Genomic DNA, 18,742 nt, shown 5'->3' with positions numbered 1-18,742 from the left:
AGCTTTTGTACAAATGGCATCGCCGCCTTCAGTGAAGGCGGCACACTAGTTCATAGCATTTAGTTGAAATAACATGAATAACGCATAAGTGCTAACGCTTTGGAATTTGAATCACAATCTCATAATGATCCTCGTGATCCTTTTCATTCGTCTTAATCTGAAGGCCAGAGCCAGACACCATATCAATGGATTGACGAATGGTGTTCAAGGCCAACCGCACATCCTTGGTGAATGAGATTCGTTTCGCCTTTTTCGGTTTTGTTGTTTCCTTAAGAAACGCAATACGCACCTCAGTCTGCTTCACATTCAGGTCTTTGGTAATAATCTCCTCCAGCACCCTCAGCTGCAGCTCCTCGGTATCCAGCGACAATAATGCGCGAGCGTGTCTCTCCGTAATCTTCCGTTCCATTAATGCGAGCTTAATAGATTCCGGAAGAGCCAACAATCTAAGCTTATTGGCAATGGTCGACTGACTTTTGCCCAGACGTTGAGCCAAGCTCTCTTGCGTTAATTGATGGAGCTCAATCAGCTTCTGGTATGCAATCGCCTCTTCGACGGCGGTTAGATTCTCACGCTGCAAGTTTTCGATAAGCGCAATGGAGGCGGTCTGTGAATCATTGAACTCGCGAACGATGGCCGGTATCGTCTCATATCCTAATTTGGTCACGGCCCGCCAACGTCTTTCTCCTGCAATGATCTCATATCGATTATTGCGCATGCGAACAACGATCGGTTGAATCACACCATGAGTCTTAATGGTCTGACACAATTCCTCAATACGGTCGTCGTCGAATATCGTACGAGGCTGAAACGGACTCGTGTCGATATCGCCTATAGGAATCTGCCGCACTTCTTCTTGTCCCGATCGCTGCTCAGTCAAACCGAACAAACGAGAAAATGATTCTTTCATATCGATGACTACCACCCGATCATGTGATAAATCCTAAGCGTAATCTTGCCGCTTAGGTTTCTTTCGAAAGGAAAGACCCGCTCATCCTTGAGAGGACATTTCGTTATGTCTAACCATTCGACTTCATTTCTCCGAAATCCTGCTTGACACTTATATTATCCCATGTACAAATCGTGATCATTATGTGTACGGAATTCTATATGTTTCACGTGGAACAATTGCGGATAGCGTGCTGCTCCTCTTCCCCTACAGGATAGGCTGCTTTAATGGCGTTCCGGCTTTGCGCGGATATTGCCGAGGCGTAGCCTCTCGCTTGGATACCAGAACAATCCCCCTGTCCGACTGCTCATGAGGCAAACGGAATGCGTGCTGAGCCTTCAAGACACCCTTCAGCTCCCGGAAGCTGGTAGCTGCCTCCTTCACTTCTTCCTCCGATTGTGAGCCCTTCATGGCGGCGAATAACCCGCCCTTCTTCACAAACGGCAAACAAAATTCATTCAGCACATTCAAACGAGCAACCGCGCGTGCCGTCACAAGATCAAAGCCGTCTCTATATGCAGTCAGCCTTGCGACATCCTCAGCCCGACCGTGAATACAGGCTACATCGTCAAGGCCAAGCTGCTCTACCAGAGCATTCAGGAAGCCAATTCGTTTGTTAAGCGAATCTACTATCATGACTTGCAGATGAGGAAAACAAATTTTGAGAGGGATACTAGGAAAGCCTGCCCCCGAGCCAATATCGGCCAGCGATTTCACACGGCCTATGTCAACGAAGAAGGCTAGCGACACCGAATCATAGAAATGCTTCTCATACACGGCGTCACGCTCTGTGATGCCCGTTAGATTCATCCGCTCGTTCCAATCCACCAGCATCCGGAAATACAGCTCGAATTGCTCCAGCTGACGCGGAGAAAGGTTGATGCCTTTCTCCGCCAGCGCTTCAACAAACCATGTCGTCGTCGTATCCATGCCTCAGCCTCTAGCCGCCTTCACACGATTGTAATGCTCCAGGTAGACAAGCAGTATGGAGATGTCAGCTGGCGTAACACCGGCAACCCGGGAAGCCTGCCCAATCGACAATGGGCGGATCACGCTAAGCTTCTGCTTCGCTTCGGAGGCTAAGCCGTTAATTTCCTCATATCGAATATCGTCCGGGATCAGCTTCTTCTCCATCTTGTTGAGGCGCTCCACCTGCAGCAGCTGCTTTTCGATATACCCCGCATATTTGATCTGAATTTCGACCTGCTCCTTCATCTCGTCCGTCAGCTCGAAGGGGCTTGGCGATACCGACTCCAAGTGTGCATACGTTACTTCAGGTCTGCGGAGCAGAGACAGAATATCGCCGCCTTGCGTCAGCGGTGCGGAGCCGGCTGCTTGGAGCATATCCGCTACATCATCAGGCTTGATCTTCGTCGAAGCAAGACGCTCCACCTCACGCTCCACCAGCTCCTTCTTCCGCAGGAAGCTGTTATAGCGCTCCTCAGGAATGAGCCCAATATCGTAGCCGATTGGCGTCAGACGAAGATCCGCATTGTCATGGCGAAGCAGCAGACGATATTCAGCGCGCGAGGTTAACAAGCGATAAGGATCATTCGTGCCCTTTGTGACCAGGTCATCGATCATAACACCAATATAGCCCTCGGAGCGGCCAATAATAACGGGCTCCTTGCCCTGCACCTTGCGCGCCGCGTTGATCCCCGCCATAATGCCTTGTCCAGCCGCCTCTTCATAACCCGAGGTGCCGTTGATTTGTCCAGCTGTGAATAAGCTGTCAATCTTCTTTGTTTCGAGCGAAGGCCATAGCTGAGTGGGGATAACTGCATCGTATTCAATCGCATAACCGTTGCGCATCATCTCAACTTTTTCCAATCCTGGGATTGAACGTAAAATATCGAGCTGCACATCCTCCGGCATGCTTGTGGACAAGCCTTGCACGTAATATTCGGATGTATGACGCCCCTCCGGCTCCAGGAAGATTTGATGCTTTGGCTTATCGGCGAACCGCACAATCTTATCCTCGATGGACGGACAATAACGAGGTCCAGTACCCTCAATAGCGCCGGAGAACATGGGAGCGCGATGGAGATTGTCGTTAATGATCTGATGCGTCTTCTCCGATGTGTAAGTCAGCCAGCAAGGCAGCTGCTCATTACTGGATGCCTCCGTCTCATGGGAGAAAAACTTCGGCTTTTCGTCGCCTGGCTGAATTTCCGTTTTGGAGAAATCGATGGTGTCCTTATGAACACGCGGAGGCGTACCCGTCTTGAAGCGGATCAGCTCCAGACCGTGCTCCTTGAGGCTTGCGGACAAGCGCACGGAAGGCTGCTGGTTGTTCGGACCGCTCTCATACATCAGCTCGCCCATAATGATCTTGCCGCGCAGATAGGTGCCTGTCGTCACAACTACCGCCTTGGCGCGATATTCCGCGCCTGTCTTCGTGAGGATGCCGACACACTTGCCGTCCTCGACAATGAGCTCCTCCGCCATACCTTGACGAAGCGTCAGATGAGGCGTCTCCTCAATCGTCTTCTTCATGAGATGCTGGTAGGAGAATTTGTCGGCCTGCGCGCGCAGAGCATGAACCGCGGGGCCCTTGCCCGTATTCAACATGCGCATCTGAATAAACGTCTTGTCGATATTGCGGCCCATCTCGCCGCCAAGCGCATCGACCTCGCGCACGACATGCCCCTTCGCCGGCCCGCCGATCGACGGGTTGCACGGCATAAACGCCACCATATCCAAATTAATTGTCAGAAGCAGCGTCTCGCAGCCCATTCTCGCCGAAGCAAGTGCCGCTTCGCAGCCGGCATGGCCCGCTCCGATGACAATAACATCAAATTGTCCTGCTATATATCCCATCATTTATCCCTACTTTCCAAGACAGAACTGTGAAAATATTTGGTCTATCAGCGAGTCGCCCGCTTCATCGCCCAGAATTTCTCCTAGCGACTCCCAAGCCTGTCTCGCATCGATCTGAATCACATCAATCGGTATACCCGCGTGCGTCGCTTCTATGGCATCAGACAGCGATTGTCTCGCCCGCTTAAGGAGCGCAATATGCCTGACGTTGCTCACATAGGTCAAGTCATTCGCCTCAAGTTGGCCCTCGAAGAACATCTCGCTGATCGTCGCTTCCAGCGCGTCCAGGCCGCGCTCCTGCAGCACCGACATCCTGACGATGGAGTCGGCGGACACATACCTCTCCACCTCTGACAGCTCCAGCTGCCCGGGCAGATCCATCTTATTAATAATAACGATAACCGATCGCTCCCTCAGCTGCTCCAGCAGCTGACGGTCATCCTCGCCCAGCGGCTCGTTATAATTCAGCACGAACAGGATCAGATCCGCTTCCTGCAGCGCGTCCCGCGAACGCTCCACGCCAATTCGCTCCACCACGTCGCTGGTCTCCCTAATGCCGGCCGTATCCAGCAAGCGAAGCGGAATAGCGTTCAACGTAACAAATTGCTCAATGACATCCCGTGTAGTGCCGGGGATATCCGTCACGATAGCTTTGTTCTCCTGCGTCAGCATGTTCATAAGCGATGACTTGCCCACATTCGGCCGGCCTACGATGGCCGTCATAATGCCTTCCCGCAATATTTTGCCCTCGCTTGCGGTTTTGAGCAGCTTGTCGATTTCGCCGATGGCCGATTGGCATTGCTCGCGAATATACGCGCTCGTCATCTCCTCAACATCATGCTCCGGATAATCAATATTGACCTCGATATGGGCCAGCAGCTCGATAACGGTCTGCCGCAGCGCCTTAATCCGCTTCGACAAAGCCCCCTCTGCCTGCTTCCTCGCTACCGAGAACGCCCGATCCGACTTGGAGCGGATCAGATCGATAACTGCCTCCGCCTGCATCAGATCAATTCGTCCGTTCAAGAACGCTCGTTTGGTGAACTCGCCAGGCTCCGCCGTACGTATGCCATCCTGCTGCAGCACCGCGTCAAGCACCTTCTTCACCGCAATAACGCCGCCATGCGCGTTAATCTCCACAACGTCCTCCGCCGTGAAGGAGCGCGGCCCTCGCATCAGCGTAACGAGCACCTCCTCCACCTTCTCGCCGGAGGCTGGATCTATAATATGTCCGTAATGTACGGTATGCGTATCCGCATCCTTTAGACTTATTTTCGACTTGAATATCGCATCCGTCCCGCTGATCGCCTGCGGTCCGCTAATGCGAATAATCGCAATGCCGCCTTCACCCACCGCTGTGGAGATGGCCGTTATCGTATCATGCACCATGCTTGCTCACACCTCTTCCGGTCCAATCATAAAATGGAAAAACAGCAATGACCCGATTAGAAGCCATTGCTGCGATTATAAGGTATAGATGGATTTCGATTCGCTTACCTCAGTGCAATGACGACACGCCGATTCGGCTCGTCGCCTTTACTGAAGGTTTTCACCTTGGGGTGATTCTGAAGCTGCGAATGGATAACCTTGCGCTCATGCGATGACATCGGCTCGAGAACAACTTCCTTTCTCGTGCGAATGACGCGTCCCGCCAGACGGTCGGATAACTCCTCCAACGTCTTGCGCCGACGCTCGCGAAAATCCTCTGCATCGAGAACGATACGAAGATGGCTGGTTGCATAACGATTGGCCACAATATTAGTCAAGTACTGCAAAGCGTCTAACGTTCCGCCCCGCCGTCCGATCAGCATGCCGAGGTCCCCGCCGCCCGATACGGACAGCAGCGTTCCCTCTCTTGTATGATTGCGATCGATACGCACGGACATTCCCATTGTTCCTGCTACCTCATGTAGGAATTGCTCGGCCTCCTCGATAGGATCCGGTATAAGCGACAGCTCTACCTTCGCCTCCTTGGCGCCGAACAATCCGAACAGTCCTTTGGAGGGCTGCTCCAATACAACAACTTCCACGCGATCTTCCGTTACTTGCCATTGGGCCAATCCATTCCGCACCGCATCGTCTATCGTCTTGCCCGATGCAACGATTTTCTTCATTTCGCAAGGACCTCCTTCTTACCCTTGTCTGAGGAACGTACGTATAGGAAATAGTTTTGGACGATGGTATACGTGTTACTGAATACCCAGTACAGCGGCAGGGCTGCCGGGAAGGACAGCGACATCACGAAGATCAGCACCGGGAAGATCGTCATAATCATCGCCATGCCCGGTATCTGCTGCGTCTGCTGCTTCTGCATCATCTTGGATTGAATAAACGTTGTCAGAGCGGCAAGCACCGGCAGGAAGTACCATGGGCTCGGCTCACCTAGAACAACGCCGAAAATTTCTTCCGTCCGAATATCCTTGTTCCAATAAATCGCGTTATACAGTGCGATGAACACCGGCATCTGAACGATCAGCGGCAGACAGCCGGCCAGCGGATTCACCTGGTGCGTCTGGAAGAGCTTCATCGTCTCTTCCTGCTGCTTCTGCGGGTTATCCTTATATTTCTTCTTGATCTCCGCCATCTGCGGCTGCAGCGCTTGCATCGCTTTGGAGCTGCGGAATTGCTTGATTGTGAGCGGAAGAATCAAGGTCCTCACCACAATCGTAAGCAGCAGGATCGCAAGCACGTAAGAGCCGCCCATCCAGCTGGCGAACGTATCAAGCGTAATGGCAAAATAATAAACAACGTTTTTCTCCCAGAAGTTGCCCTCCAATAAGTCAGGGGTGTCCATGGTATGGTCTGCAGGCACACAGCCGGCAAGCAAGCCTAACGCCATCACCAAGCCGACTACGAGCAGCCATTTGCGATTTGTATTCCGAAGCAACATCTAATCTCCTCTCTAAAGAGCCGTTAGCCTAGTTCTATTCCAAGTTTGACTATACCATAATTTAGACTACAAATAAACAAGCCCCGGCTCGTCCCTCCGCCTTATCTTTCCTTCAGCAGACCGGCTTTCTTGAGCACGTGATGAATGCTCTTCTCCAGCTCCTTGTAGGACATTGCCGTTGCCGGCTTTCTTACTATTAGAATGAAGTCTGTGCGAGGCAGCACCCGATCCTCCATATGTCGAACAATCTCCTTCACCATCCGCCTCATTCGGTTGCGCATAACGGCATTCCCGATCTTCTTGCTGGCGGATACGCCCAGACGGAACGGCTCAGCAGCCTTCTGCTTCGACCAATATACTACAAATTGACCGTTTGCGAACGACTTGCCGCCTCTATAGATCCGATTGAAATCATCGCGATTTCGAAGACGCAGTGCTCTGCGCATAGTTGTCCGCCACCGTTCCCTTCCTCAATCTATTCAGTATCGCCAGGAAAGCAAAAAAAAAGACCACCAGACGTGGTCTTCTGCTTACGCGCTCAGTACTTTTCTGCCCTTCTGACGACGAGCCGCCAGTACTTTACGGCCGTTCTTCGAGCTCATCCGTTTACGGAAGCCGTGAACCTTGGCGCGTTTGCTAACATTCGGTTTAAATGTAGGTCTCATGTATGCTGCACCTCCTATATTCCATGTAGAAGTGTACTCGGCCTGAAGGCCGCACCACCGTAAAAATCACTTTTACTATTAAACCACGCCAGCGGGCAAAAGTCAACGTACAGCCCCGGTCCACCTTGCTGGCAAATGCTGCCCCGCATCGCCCCTCTATAGGTTGTGGATAAATGTATAAGGGCATACCTCCCGCGGCAAATTAATAACATGTGGATAAAAAAGATCGGCATTTTTCGAACTTTGTCGAAATCTCAACAAGATATAAACAATATCTAGTGTTGTAGATAACTTTTGTACACAAGTTATTGAGGATGTGGATAATATACGCAAACTCGTTGAAATATAAGGCTCCATTTGCTATGATGGATATGTTTTCGTTGTGGACTGCGGTCCGTTCGGTGCAATATTATTAACAGGCTGTGGATAACATTGTGAACAAGTTTATCCACTATTTATAACTGATCGGGAAGCCATTCTTAATAATGTGGATGATTGGATCCGCATCGCCTTTCAATTCGACATATTTCTGCGTACATCCGCGTTCCGCGCGATTGATGATAAGGAGTGACAGTCTGTGGACAGCCATACTTACGATTTATGGCAACAAGTATTGTCAATCATCCAAACCAAGCTCAGTAAACCAAGTTACGATACCTGGTTCAAAGAAACGAAGGCTTCTTTTGTTGATGATTCCGTGCTTGAGATTACCGCGCCAACTACATTTGCGGCTGAATGGCTGGAGGGCCGCTATACAAAGCTCATCCGCTCAACCTTATTCGATTTTTTAGGAAGACAGGTCGACGTTAAATTTTCGATCGGGGAGCCCAAAAACTCGGAGCAGAGCGTCGCGCAGCCGCCGAGGCCGCCCAAAGCGCCCGTTAATGTCGAGGAGCCGCATATCAATATGCTGAACCCGAAGTATACGTTCGATACGTTCGTCGTAGGCGCGAATAACCGGTTTGCACACGCCGCCTCGCTTGCCGTCGCGGAAGCGCCGGCCAAGGTATACAATCCGCTCTTCCTGTATGGCGGAGTGGGTCTCGGCAAGACGCACCTCATGCATGCCATCGGGCATTATATTATGGATCATAACCCGAATACTCGGGTTCTTTATATCTCATCGGAGAAATTCACCAACGAGTTCATCAACGCGATCCGGGACAACCAGGGCGAGAGCTTCCGCACCAAGTACCGCAATATCGACGTTCTGCTCATTGACGATATTCAATTCCTGGCGGGCAAGGAGCAGACGCAGGAGGAGTTCTTCCATACCTTCAACGCGCTGCACGAGGAACGCAAGCATATCGTGATCTCCAGCGACCGTCCCCCTAAGGAAATTCCGACACTGGAGGATCGGCTGCGATCCCGCTTCGAGTGGGGTCTGATTACGGATATTCAGCCGCCTGACCTGGAGACCCGAATCGCGATCCTTCGCAAGAAAGCCAAAGCGGAGAATCTCGATATTCCGAACGAAGCGATGAACTATATCGCCAATCAGATCAACACGAATATTCGGGAGCTTGAGGGCGCGCTGATCCGCGTCGTCGCCTATTCCTCCCTTATCAATGCCGATATCACCTCGCATCTGGCCGCGGAAGCGCTGAAGGACATCATTCCGTCGGGACGCCCTAGAATGATTACGATGGGTGACATTCAAGCGAAGGTCGGCGAGTTCTATGGGCTGCGGATGGAGGAATTCAAAGCGCGCAAACGGACCAAGGCCGTCGCCTTCCCTAGGCAAATCGCTATGTACCTGTCCCGCGAGCTGACAGAGTTCTCCTTGCCGAAGATTGGCGAAGCGTTCGGGGGAAGAGACCATACCACGGTCATCCACGCCCATGAGAAGATATCGCAGCAGCTAAAGTCCGATCAGGAGCTCTACAAAATTGTGCAAAACCTGACAGAAAAAATTAAAAACCAAATGTGAACAACCAAGCAAGCCTATGCACACGCTATGCACATGTGGATAGGCTTGCTTTATCCCTGTTTGACGGGGTTATCCACATATTCAGGGCCCCTACTACTACGACTACTAATAATTTATTAAAAAATATCTTCAAAAATACGCCGAAACGGGTGACGAGATGAAACTGACGATTTCCAAAAACGAGCTGAACGAAGCGATTCAACACGTCGCGAAAGCGGCCTCCTCCAGACCCGCCATTCCGATTCTCGGAGGCATCAAGATTGATGTTAACCACCAATATGTAACCTTGACCGCAAGTGATACAGATATATCTATTCAAAGCTTTATCACCGTAGAACAAGGAGATCTCATTATCGCCACGGTAGATAAGCCTGGAAGCGTGGTGCTGCCATCCAAATTTTTTGCAGAGATCGTCAAGAAGCTGCCTTCCGACCAGGTTGTTATCGAGGTGAGCGCCAGCTTCCAGACGACGATCCGCTCAGGCTCCACGGAAATTCAGATGGTGGGACTGGATCCCGAGGAATTCCCGATTCTGCCCGACGTTGAACAGAAGGATGTGCTGCAGGTTCCCGGCGATCTGATCAAATCCATGATCAAACAGACGATTATGGCCGCATCCACAAGCGAGCAGACGCCTATACTGACCGGCGTTCTCTGGAATCTTCATGAGGGAGAGCTGAAATTCGTGGCGACGGACCGCCATCGCCTCGCCAGCCGCAGAACCAATGTCAATGCGGACAGCTCTTATCACTTCAGCAATGTCGTCATATCCGCCAAGACCTTAAGCGAGCTGTCCCGCCTCATTCCGGATCAGAATACGCTGGTGGATATCGTCGTGGCCGAGAACCAGGTCCTCTTCAAGGTGGATCATATCTTGTTCTACACGCGGATTCTGGATGGCACTTACCCGGATACGTCCAAAATCATTCCACAGCAATTCGAGACGGAGCTCGTTCTCGATACCAAGCTGGTCATGGACGCGATCGACCGCGCTTACCTTATGTCGCGTGAGGAGAAGACCAATATCGTCCGGTTGGTCGCCTTCGAGGATGGCACAATCGAAATATCCTCCAGCTCCACGGAGCTGGGCCGAGTGACAGAGCAGCTGGAGGCCATCAGCATGAAGGGCGAACCGCTGCGCATCTCGTTCAACTCGAAATACATGCTTGACGTCTTGAAGGTTATCGACAGCGAACGGCTGTTCTTCGGTTTCACAGGAGCCATGAGACCCATTATTATTTCACCTGAGGATCACGATTACAGCTTGTATGTCATTCTGCCATATCGTACAACGGGCTAGTTACGCTCGAAGAGAGGAAGTCATAAGGGATGAAGGAAATCGCCATTCGAACGGAATATATTGAGCTCGGCAAGTTTCTGAAGCTGGCGGACTGCATATCCACAGGTGGACAAGCCAAATTTTTTGTCCAGGAAACGATTATCCACATCAACGGCGATGTGGACAATCGCCGAGGCCGGAAGCTGTACGTGGGAGATCGCGTCGAAGTAGAGGGCTTTGGGGCGTTTGTTGTCACAGCCGAGAAGTGAAGCTCTTATAGAGCGGGAGGGCTTACAGATTGTTCTTACATCGCATTGAATTGCATAACTACCGCAATTACGGAGAGCTCTCGCTCGCAACGCCGAACAAGGTGAACGTCTTCCTGGGGCCGAACGCCCAGGGGAAGACGAATTTGCTGGAAGCGATATTCGTCCTTGCGCTATCCAAGTCGCATCGCACCTCCAAGGATAAGGAGCTGATCGGCTGGCAGGGCGATTCCGCCCGCATCTCGGGTGAGGTGAGCAAGCGTTACGGCAACGCCACGCTGGATCTGCTGTTCTCCTCCCAAGGCAAAAAAGCGAAGATCAATGGGCTGGAGCAGCGCAAGCTGAGCGATTTCATAGGCTCGGTGAACGTCGTCATGTTCGCGCCCGAAGACTTGGAGATCGTCAAAGGCTCGCCGGGCGTACGAAGAAGATTTCTCGATATGGAAATCGGACAGGTGCAGCCCGGCTATTTGCATACGCTCACGCAGTACGGCAAAGTGCTGCAGCAGCGGAATAATTACTTGAAGTCCGCCTCGCCCGGGGGCATGAATCATGCGATGCTGGACGTATGGAATATGCAGCTGGCAGAGTTTGGTGTTAAAATCATGAAAAAAAGGAAACACTTTATACATAAATTGCAAGTGTTCGCGGAGAACATCCATTCCGGCATCACTAACGGCTCGGAGCAGCTGACGATCGAATACCGTCCCTCCTTCGACACGGACGCGCTGCAAGATGAATCTGTTTTATTTGATCAATTTATGATAAAGTTAACAAAGGTGAAAGATCAGGAGATTCGGAGAGGAGTCACGCTTGTGGGGCCTCATCGCGATGATCTGGCGTTCTTCATTAACGGCAAGGAAGCGCAAGTGTTCGGATCGCAAGGGCAGCAGCGCACAACGGCGCTGTCGCTGAAGCTGGCGGAGATTGAGCTGATCCGAGAAGAGATCGGCGAATATCCGCTGCTGCTGCTTGACGATGTTCTGTCCGAGTTGGATCAGAACCGGCAGACGCAGCTGATAGAAACCTTTCAGAGCAAAGTGCAAACGTTTATTACAACCACCGGCCTGGAGAGCGTCAACATGAGCAAGCTCCAAGACGCCGGTATCTATTATGTGCGGGAAGGCAAAGTGACGGTCTAATCGGGCGATTAAGGAGCAGTGAGAGGGATGTATATTCACTTGGGCGGAGAGAAGATTATCCGGGCAGCAGAGCTGGTGGCCATCTTCGATATTTCCATCGAGCAATCCTCCAAGCTGTCCAAGCAGTTCGTCGCGGGCGCGCGGGGACGCAAGGACGTTGAGACAATCGGCGAGGAAGAACCAAAATCCATAGTCGTCACGCAGAAGAAAATTTATTATTCGCCTATATCTTCCTCTACGCTTAAGAAACGAGCCCATCATTTCGTGGCGAATGGATAATGAACCAGGAAGAGCAGTCGAGAGGAGCAGTGAACTTGCATGTCTTTGGAACAGCATACGTATGACGAGAGTCAGATACAGGTCCTGGAGGGGCTGGAGGCCGTACGCAAACGCCCTGGTATGTATATTGGCTCTACCAGCGGCAAAGGTCTGCACCATCTGGTATGGGAAGTTGTCGATAATAGTATTGACGAAGCTCTCGCCGGTTATTGCAACAAGATTGACGTCATCGTTCACGAGAACAATAGCATTACCGTCATCGACAACGGGCGCGGCATTCCGGTCGGCATGAACGCGAAGCTGCAGAAGTCGACGCTCGAGGTCGTCATGACCGTCCTGCATGCGGGCGGCAAGTTCGGCGGCGAGGGCTACAAGGTGTCCGGCGGCCTCCACGGCGTTGGCGTATCCGTCGTGAACGCCCTGTCTGAATATGTAATCGTTCAGGTGCAGCGCGAGGGACATATCTATCAGCAGGAGTATCGCAGAGGCGCTCCGCAATACGATATTCGAATCGTGGGAGAATCGGCGCAGACGGGAACGAAGGTCACCTTCCTGCCGGACCCGGAGATTTTCACCGACACGACCGTCTATGATTACGAGACGCTGCAATCGCGTATTCGCGAGCTGGCGTTTTTGAATAAAGGCATCGAGATCACCCTTTCGGACGAACGGACAGGCGTGTCCAATTCGTTCAAGTACGAGGGCGGCATCAACGAGTTCGTGACGTTCCTGAACCGGAACCGCGAGGTGCTCCATGAAACGCCGATTTACGTCGAGGGCTCGAAGGACCACATTCAGGTGGAGGTGTCGCTGCAGTACAATGACAGCTACACGGAGAATATCTATTCCTTCGCCAACAACATTAACACGCACGAGGGCGGCACGCATGAATCGGGCTTCAAGAGTGCGCTGACACGTATTATTAACGACTACGCGCGCAAGATGAATCTGATCAAGGACAACGATTCCAACTTCTCCGGCGATGATGTTCGCGAAGGCTTGACAGCCATCATCTCGGTCAAAATTCCGGAGCCGCAGTTCGAAGGCCAGACGAAGACCAAGCTCGGCAACAGCGAGGTACGCGGCATCGTGGAATCGTTTTTCGCGGAGAAGTTCCAGGAGTTTCTGGAGGAGAATCCAAGCGTATCGCGCAAAATCGTGGACAAAGGCTTGCAAGCCGCGCGGGCGCGCGAGGCCGCGCGCAAGGCACGCGAGCTGACACGCCGCAAGAGTGCGCTTGAGGTCGGCTCCTTGCCGGGCAAGCTGGCGGACTGCTCCTCCAAGGACGCCTCCATCAGCGAGCTGTACATCGTCGAAGGCGACTCCGCCGGCGGCTCAGCCAAGCAGGGCCGTGATCGCCATTTCCAAGCGATCCTGCCGCTCCGCGGCAAAATATTGAACGTGGAGAAAGCCCGTCTGGATCGCATTCTGGGCAACGCCGAGATTCGCGCTATTATTACGGCGCTCGGTACGGGCATCAGCGACGACTTCGACATTGCGAAGGCGCGCTACCACAAGATTATTATTATGACGGATGCCGACGTTGACGGCGCGCATATTCGCACGCTGCTGCTGACGTTCTTCTATCGCTATATGCGAGAGATTATCGAAGCGGGCTTCGTATATATCGCTCAGCCGCCGCTCTTCAAGATTGAACGGAACAAGGTTGTGCGCTATGCGCTCACGGAGAAGGAGCGAGACGCGGTTATCGCCGAATTCGGCGAAGGCGCCAAAATCAACATTCAGCGTTACAAAGGCCTCGGAGAGATGGACGCCACCCAGCTGTGGGAGACGACCATGGATCCGGAGAGCCGCTCCATGCTGCAGGTTTCCATTCAGGACGCGATTGAAGCGGATACGATCTTCGATACGCTGATGGGCGACAATGTTGAGCCGCGCCGTGAATTCATCCAGAAATACGCCAAATATGTAACGAATCTTGATATTTAACCCTTGGAGAGCAGCCGGTGCAGTCGGCTGCTCTTTGTTGTTCTGCGGGAGTTAGGCACGCTTCTTCCTGCCGCCTCCGTAGGCCTTGAAGTATCGCATAATTTTGCGGTGCATCGTTTTGTCGGACAGTTTGTTGAAAATATAAGGATGCGGCTTCGTATTCACCTCAAGCACCCATGGATGCAATTGGGTATCGATCGCAATGTCCGCGCCGAGCTCCTTGATCCCGGGATAAGCCGCACTCAATTGATTGCCAATGGCCTCGCCGAGCTTCTCCAGCTTCTGGCGATATGCGGATAATTCCGCTGCTGACAGATGCCCGGACATCAGCTTCTCGAAAGCCACCATCTTTCCTCCGCTGTGATAGTTCGTGACGACATTGCGGGGATGGGCAAGCCGGCCGATGATGCCGGTCGTCTCCCAGCGATTGCGGGGATTCAGCTGAATCATGACGCGCAGATCGAATCTTCTTTTTTGATGCTTCAGCAGGTGTATGCCTCGTTGTACCAGGTAGCTCTTACCCTGAATATGTCGCTGCAGCTCTTGGCAGAGCTCGTCGAAGGAAGGGACATCATGTCCCGTCTTCTGTATTTGATAGTGATAGCTCGAGGTTTCCCTCCGCTTCTCGACACGAATCACACCGTCTCCATACATGCCGTTCACGGGCTTCACATACACCATGCCGAATTGCTCCAGCAGGGCGCGCAGCGCTTCGCGGCTGTATCGCTTCGTTAACGGAATATAGGGGCGCACATCCCGAGAACGAAGAAGCACCTTCGTTTTGGCCCATTTGCTTTTTACTCGCCTGATGGCCAATGTCCATTCACCTCGCTTCCTCATCCGGTGTATTTTTTCTCCATAGCGAGAGACAGGATACAAGACAGACTGTGGATTGAATGCTATAATAAAAGTTGGGTCTCTTTACTTTATGACTGTTTTTTTGGTATGGAGAATGGTGGATGGCCTATTTTTGCTGTGATGGCCTAGATAGGTCCCGAGCAGCAGAGGAAGCGCAGATGGCAAGGTTTACATACGCTTCAATTGTGAAACAAATATAAGGAATGAGTCATTGGGTCACAGATAGATGACGTCAGGGAGGTAAAGCATGGCGGAAGAACAACGAATGTCAGTGACAGATCGCGACATCGGCACGGAGATGCGAGATTCCTTTATGGATTATGCGATGAGTATCATCGTCAGCCGCGCATTGCCTGATGTAAGAGACGGGCTTAAGCCGGTGCATCGACGCATCCTGTATGCGATGTCCGATCTGGGCATGTCACCGGACAAGCCATATAAGAAATCGGCCAGGATCGTAGGCGAAGTAATCGGCAAGTACCACCCTCACGGCGATTCGGCGGTATATGAATCGATGGTTAGGATGGCGCAGGACTTCTCCATGCGCTATATGCTTGTCGACGGCCATGGCAACTTCGGATCCATTGACGGTGATATGGCGGCAGCCATGCGTTATACGGAAGCCCGCTTGTCCAAGATGGCGATGGAGCTTCTGCGCGACATCAACAAAGAAACGATCGATTTCGCGCCGAACTATGACGGCGAGGAGCAGGAGCCGGTTGTGCTTCCTTCGCGCTTCCCGAATTTGCTGGTGAATGGGGTTACAGGCATTGCCGTCGGGATGGCGACGAATATTCCGCCTCATAACCTGGTCGAAGTGATTGACGGCGCTCAAGCGCTGATCCGCAATCCGGATTTGACGCCGCTGGAGCTCATGGAATATATCAAAGGCCCGGACTTCCCGACAGCCGCGTTCGTAATGGGACGCAGCGGCATTCGCCAGGCTTATCTAACGGGGCGCGGCTCTGTTACGATGCGGGCTCGGGCGACGATTGAGGAGAACAACGGCAAGGCGCGCATCATTGTGCACGAGCTGCCTTATCAGGTCATCAAGGCAAGGCTGGTGGAGAAGATTGCCGAGCTTGTTCGCGAGAAGAAGGTCGAGGGCATTACGGATCTTCGCGACGAATCCGACCGCAACGGCATGCGCGTGGTGATTGAGCTTCGCCGCGACGTGAATCCCAATGTGGTGCTCAACAATCTGTACAAGCAGACACAGCTGCAATCCAACTTCGGCATTAATATGCTGGCGCTCGTCAACGGCGAGCCCAAGACGCTGAACCTTCGCGATATGCTGCATCACTACTTGCAGCATCAGATCGAGGTTATCCGTCGCCGTACGGAATTCGAGCTGAGGAAAGCGGAGGCTCGCGCCCATATTCTCGAAGGTCTGCGCATCGCGCTGGATCATCTGGATGAGGTTATTGCGCTGATTCGCGCTTCCCAGACGACGGATGAAGCGCGTGAAGGGCTGATCAGTCGCTTCTCGCTCAGCTATGAGCAGGCACAGGCCATCCTGGATATGCGCCTGCAGCGCCTGACAGGCCTGGAGCGGGACAAGATCGAAGCGGAATACGCGGAGCTGCTGCGCAAGATTGCGGAGTACAAGGCTATTCTTGCGGACGAGCAGCTTGTTCTCGATATTATCAGCACGGAGCTGGAGGAGATCAAGGAGCGCTTCGGAGACGAGCGCCGTACGGAAATTACGGCCAGCGACGAAGAGATTCTGGACGAGGATCTGATTCCTCGCGAGGATGTCATTATCTCCATCACGCATTCCGGCTACATCAAGCGATTGCCTGTATCCACTTACCGCAGCCAGAAGCGCGGCGGCAAGGGCGTTGTGGGTATGGATACCAAAAACGACGATTTCGTAGAGCATCTTTTTGTATCCAATACGCACCACTTCCTGCTCTTCTTCACGAACAAGGGCAAGGTCTACAGGCTGAAGGCTTATGAGATTCCGGATCTCAGCCGCACGGCGAGAGGCACTCCAATTATTAACCTGATCCAGATTGAGCAGGGAGAGACCGTTAACGCTGTTATACCGGTTCAAGCGTTCGATGCCGAGCAGTATCTATTCTTCGCCACACGGCAAGGCGTTGTGAAGAAGACGCCGCTGGACGATTACGCCAACATCCGCAAGGTAGGGCTAATCGCCATCTCGCTGCGCGAGGACGATGATCTGATTGGCGTGAAGCTGACGGACGGGAATCAGGAGATTATTATGGGTACGGCGCAAGGCATGTCTATTCGATTCCCAGAGCAGGATGTCCGTTCCATGGGTCGTTCCGCTACAGGAGTTAAGGGCATAGGTCTGGATGACGACGATGTTGTCATCGATATGGACGTAGTCGTGATGGACAAGGACGTGCTGATCGTCACCTCCAAGGGCTACGGCAAACGAACGCCGATCAGCGAATATCGTATTCAAAGCCGCGGCGGAAAAGGAATTAAGACGCTTAACGTGACCGATAAGAACGGTCCGATTGTATCGCTTAAGGTCGTCGAGAACGATGAGGATCTGATGATCATGACGGCATCGGGTACGCTGATCCGAACCAGCATGGAAGGCATCTCCACGATGGGACGCAATACACAGGGCGTGAAGCTGATTAATACGCGTGAGGACGATACCGTCGCCACGGTGACCCGCGTCGCGCGCAGTGAAGAAGCCGAGGCAGAAGTGGATGCGGAGGAAGAGGGTCCTGGCGAGGCGCCTCCGTCAACAGAATCCAGCACTGACTAACTAGCGCAAGGAGAGGACTCCCGTGGTTACAGTTGGAGTATCACAAGTAAAGCCAGGCGACAAAATCGGAGAAGATGTCCTCACTTCGCTTGGGAGTGTCCTGCTGCAGAAGGGCAAGATCATTACGCCGAAGGAATTGGACATCTTGCAGGCGTTTCTGATTGCTAAGGTGACAATCGAAGCTCCGGCTGCCGATGCCAGAGAAGGCGAAGAGAAGAAGGAAGAACCGGCGGCAGGGGGAAGACCCATTCCTCCTGCAAACCCGTTGCAGACGGAATACGATAGAATGATCGTGCTCCTGCGGACCATTTTTAACTCCTTCGTTACAGGCACTGGACTACCGATTATGGATGTCCGAACACAGCTGGAGCGTTTGCTTCAGCATATTTCGGAATACAAGATTCTCACCTTTTCACCGAGGGTATTCCAGGAAAGCGACTATCTGCTCCACAAAAGCGTGATGTCGGCAATGACCTCCTATCTGATCGCACAGTGGGTGGCCCAGCCTCAGAAGGATTGGATGCAGGTGGCACTCGCCGGCCTTCTGAAGGATATCGGGAATATTCGGATCGATAGAGGCATTCTAACGAAGCCGACTCCTCTTACGGCCGAAGAGAACGATGAGATGAAGCGCCACACCGTACACGGCTATCAGCTGCTGAAGAATGTAGCTGCGTTGAACGAGGGCGTCAAGCTTGCGACATTACAGCATCATGAGCGAGTGGACGGGACGGGATACCCGCTTGGTATCGACGCGACCAAAATCCATCCCTATGCCAAGATCGTCAGCATAGCGGATATCTTCCACTCCATGACGCTGAACAAGTCCTATCGCAAAGCGGCTTCTCCTTACCTCGTCCTGGAGCAGCTTCAGAGCGATTCGTTCGGCAAGCTGGACCCGGCTTATGTGCAGACCTTCGTAGAGAAGGTCACTCAGTTCCACAATGGCACCGTTGTGCGTCTAA

Annotated in this window: 17 protein-coding genes (1 of these 17 only partly in view); 8 read left to right on the top strand and 9 right to left on the bottom strand. The window is 52.5% G+C overall.

Annotated features, from left to right (window positions below; all coding sequences use genetic code 11):
• Nucleotides 1-91: 91 nt before the first annotated feature.
• The 8 genes from noc to rpmH all read right to left on the bottom strand — a co-directional run bounded on the left by noc (nt 92) and on the right by rpmH (nt 7,324).
• Nucleotides 92-910: a nucleoid occlusion protein gene (gene noc, locus AB1S56_RS00685; RefSeq protein ID WP_340873123.1), complete on the bottom strand. Its 819-nt coding sequence runs from the start codon at nt 908-910 to the stop codon at nt 92-94.
• Nucleotides 911-1,156: 246 nt separating this feature from the next.
• Nucleotides 1,157-1,879, bottom strand: coding sequence for a 16S rRNA (guanine(527)-N(7))-methyltransferase RsmG (gene rsmG, locus AB1S56_RS00680; protein WP_340873121.1), 723 nt, complete (start codon nt 1,877-1,879; stop codon nt 1,157-1,159).
• A 3-nt stretch (nt 1,880-1,882) separates the two neighbouring features.
• Nucleotides 1,883-3,769 carry a tRNA uridine-5-carboxymethylaminomethyl(34) synthesis enzyme MnmG gene (gene mnmG / locus AB1S56_RS00675; RefSeq protein WP_340873169.1) on the bottom strand — a complete coding sequence of 629 codons (1,887 nt, stop codon included), beginning with the start codon at nt 3,767-3,769 and terminating at the stop codon, nt 1,883-1,885.
• A 9-nt stretch (nt 3,770-3,778) separates the two neighbouring features.
• The gene (gene mnmE / locus AB1S56_RS00670) at nt 3,779-5,158 is read right to left on the bottom strand and encodes a tRNA uridine-5-carboxymethylaminomethyl(34) synthesis GTPase MnmE (RefSeq protein WP_340873119.1); all 1,380 of its coding nucleotides are present in this window, start codon (nt 5,156-5,158) and stop codon (nt 3,779-3,781) included.
• 104 nt (nt 5,159-5,262) lie between these two features.
• Nucleotides 5,263-5,883, bottom strand: coding sequence for an RNA-binding cell elongation regulator Jag/EloR (gene jag, locus AB1S56_RS00665; protein WP_340873118.1), 621 nt, complete (start codon nt 5,881-5,883; stop codon nt 5,263-5,265).
• Complete coding sequence (locus AB1S56_RS00660) at nt 5,880-6,659, bottom strand: YidC/Oxa1 family membrane protein insertase (protein ID WP_340873117.1); 780 nt, start codon at nt 6,657-6,659, stop codon at nt 5,880-5,882. Before AB1S56_RS00660 ends, jag begins: the two co-directional genes overlap by 4 nt.
• A 101-nt stretch (nt 6,660-6,760) precedes the next feature.
• Nucleotides 6,761-7,105, bottom strand: coding sequence for a ribonuclease P protein component (gene rnpA, locus AB1S56_RS00655; protein ID WP_340873115.1), 345 nt, complete (start codon nt 7,103-7,105; stop codon nt 6,761-6,763).
• Between the two features lie 84 nt (nt 7,106-7,189).
• Nucleotides 7,190-7,324 (bottom strand): 50S ribosomal protein L34, encoded by a 135-nt coding sequence (rpmH, locus tag AB1S56_RS00650; protein ID WP_068681599.1) that lies wholly within the window; start codon nt 7,322-7,324, stop codon nt 7,190-7,192.
• A 577-nt stretch (nt 7,325-7,901) separates the two neighbouring features.
• Here rpmH and dnaA point away from each other — a divergent pair.
• The 6 genes from dnaA (at nt 7,902) to gyrB (ending at nt 14,170) form a co-directional block, all read left to right on the top strand.
• The gene (dnaA, locus tag AB1S56_RS00645) at nt 7,902-9,254 is read left to right on the top strand and encodes a chromosomal replication initiator protein DnaA (protein WP_340873112.1); all 1,353 of its coding nucleotides are present in this window, start codon (nt 7,902-7,904) and stop codon (nt 9,252-9,254) included.
• A gap of 157 nt (nt 9,255-9,411) precedes the next feature.
• Nucleotides 9,412-10,554 carry a DNA polymerase III subunit beta gene (gene dnaN, locus AB1S56_RS00640; RefSeq protein WP_340873110.1) on the top strand — a complete coding sequence of 381 codons (1,143 nt, stop codon included), beginning with the start codon at nt 9,412-9,414 and terminating at the stop codon, nt 10,552-10,554.
• A 29-nt stretch (nt 10,555-10,583) separates the two neighbouring features.
• A complete protein-coding gene (gene yaaA, locus AB1S56_RS00635) occupies nt 10,584-10,802 on the top strand; it encodes a S4 domain-containing protein YaaA (RefSeq protein ID WP_340873109.1) in 219 nt (72 codons plus the stop codon).
• A 29-nt stretch (nt 10,803-10,831) separates the two neighbouring features.
• A complete protein-coding gene (gene recF, locus AB1S56_RS00630) occupies nt 10,832-11,941 on the top strand; it encodes a DNA replication/repair protein RecF (RefSeq protein ID WP_340873108.1) in 1,110 nt (369 codons plus the stop codon).
• 27 nt (nt 11,942-11,968) lie between these two features.
• Nucleotides 11,969-12,220 (top strand): extracellular matrix regulator RemB, encoded by a 252-nt coding sequence (gene remB / locus AB1S56_RS00625; protein ID WP_340873107.1) that lies wholly within the window; start codon nt 11,969-11,971, stop codon nt 12,218-12,220.
• 39 nt (nt 12,221-12,259) lie between these two features.
• Nucleotides 12,260-14,170, top strand: coding sequence for a DNA topoisomerase (ATP-hydrolyzing) subunit B (gyrB, locus tag AB1S56_RS00620; RefSeq protein WP_340873106.1), 1,911 nt, complete (start codon nt 12,260-12,262; stop codon nt 14,168-14,170).
• Nucleotides 14,171-14,221: 51 nt separating this feature from the next.
• On the opposite strand, the gene AB1S56_RS00615 is transcribed toward gyrB, so the two are convergent.
• Entirely contained in the window at nt 14,222-15,010 is a 789-nt protein-coding gene (locus AB1S56_RS00615) for a YheC/YheD family protein (protein ID WP_340873104.1), read from the bottom strand.
• Between the two features lie 265 nt (nt 15,011-15,275).
• Between AB1S56_RS00615 and gyrA the strand changes: the two genes are divergently transcribed.
• Together gyrA and AB1S56_RS00605 are read left to right on the top strand one after the other, a co-directional pair.
• Nucleotides 15,276-17,777 (top strand): DNA gyrase subunit A, encoded by a 2,502-nt coding sequence (gyrA, locus tag AB1S56_RS00610; RefSeq protein WP_340873102.1) that lies wholly within the window; start codon nt 15,276-15,278, stop codon nt 17,775-17,777.
• 22 nt (nt 17,778-17,799) lie between these two features.
• Nucleotides 17,800-18,742 carry the 5' portion of an HD-GYP domain-containing protein gene (locus AB1S56_RS00605; protein ID WP_340873101.1) on the top strand. The gene runs 131 nt beyond the window's last position, so 943 of the gene's 1,074 nt are visible here — the first part of the coding sequence; it begins with the start codon at nt 17,800-17,802; its stop codon lies beyond the right edge, outside the window.

The sequence above is a fragment of the Paenibacillus sp. PL2-23 genome (genome assembly GCF_040834005.1).
Lineage (GTDB): Bacteria > Bacillota > Bacilli > Paenibacillales > Paenibacillaceae > Pristimantibacillus.
The sequence above is the reverse complement of the archived record's forward strand: the minus strand, read 5'-3'. Positions and strand labels throughout refer to the sequence as shown.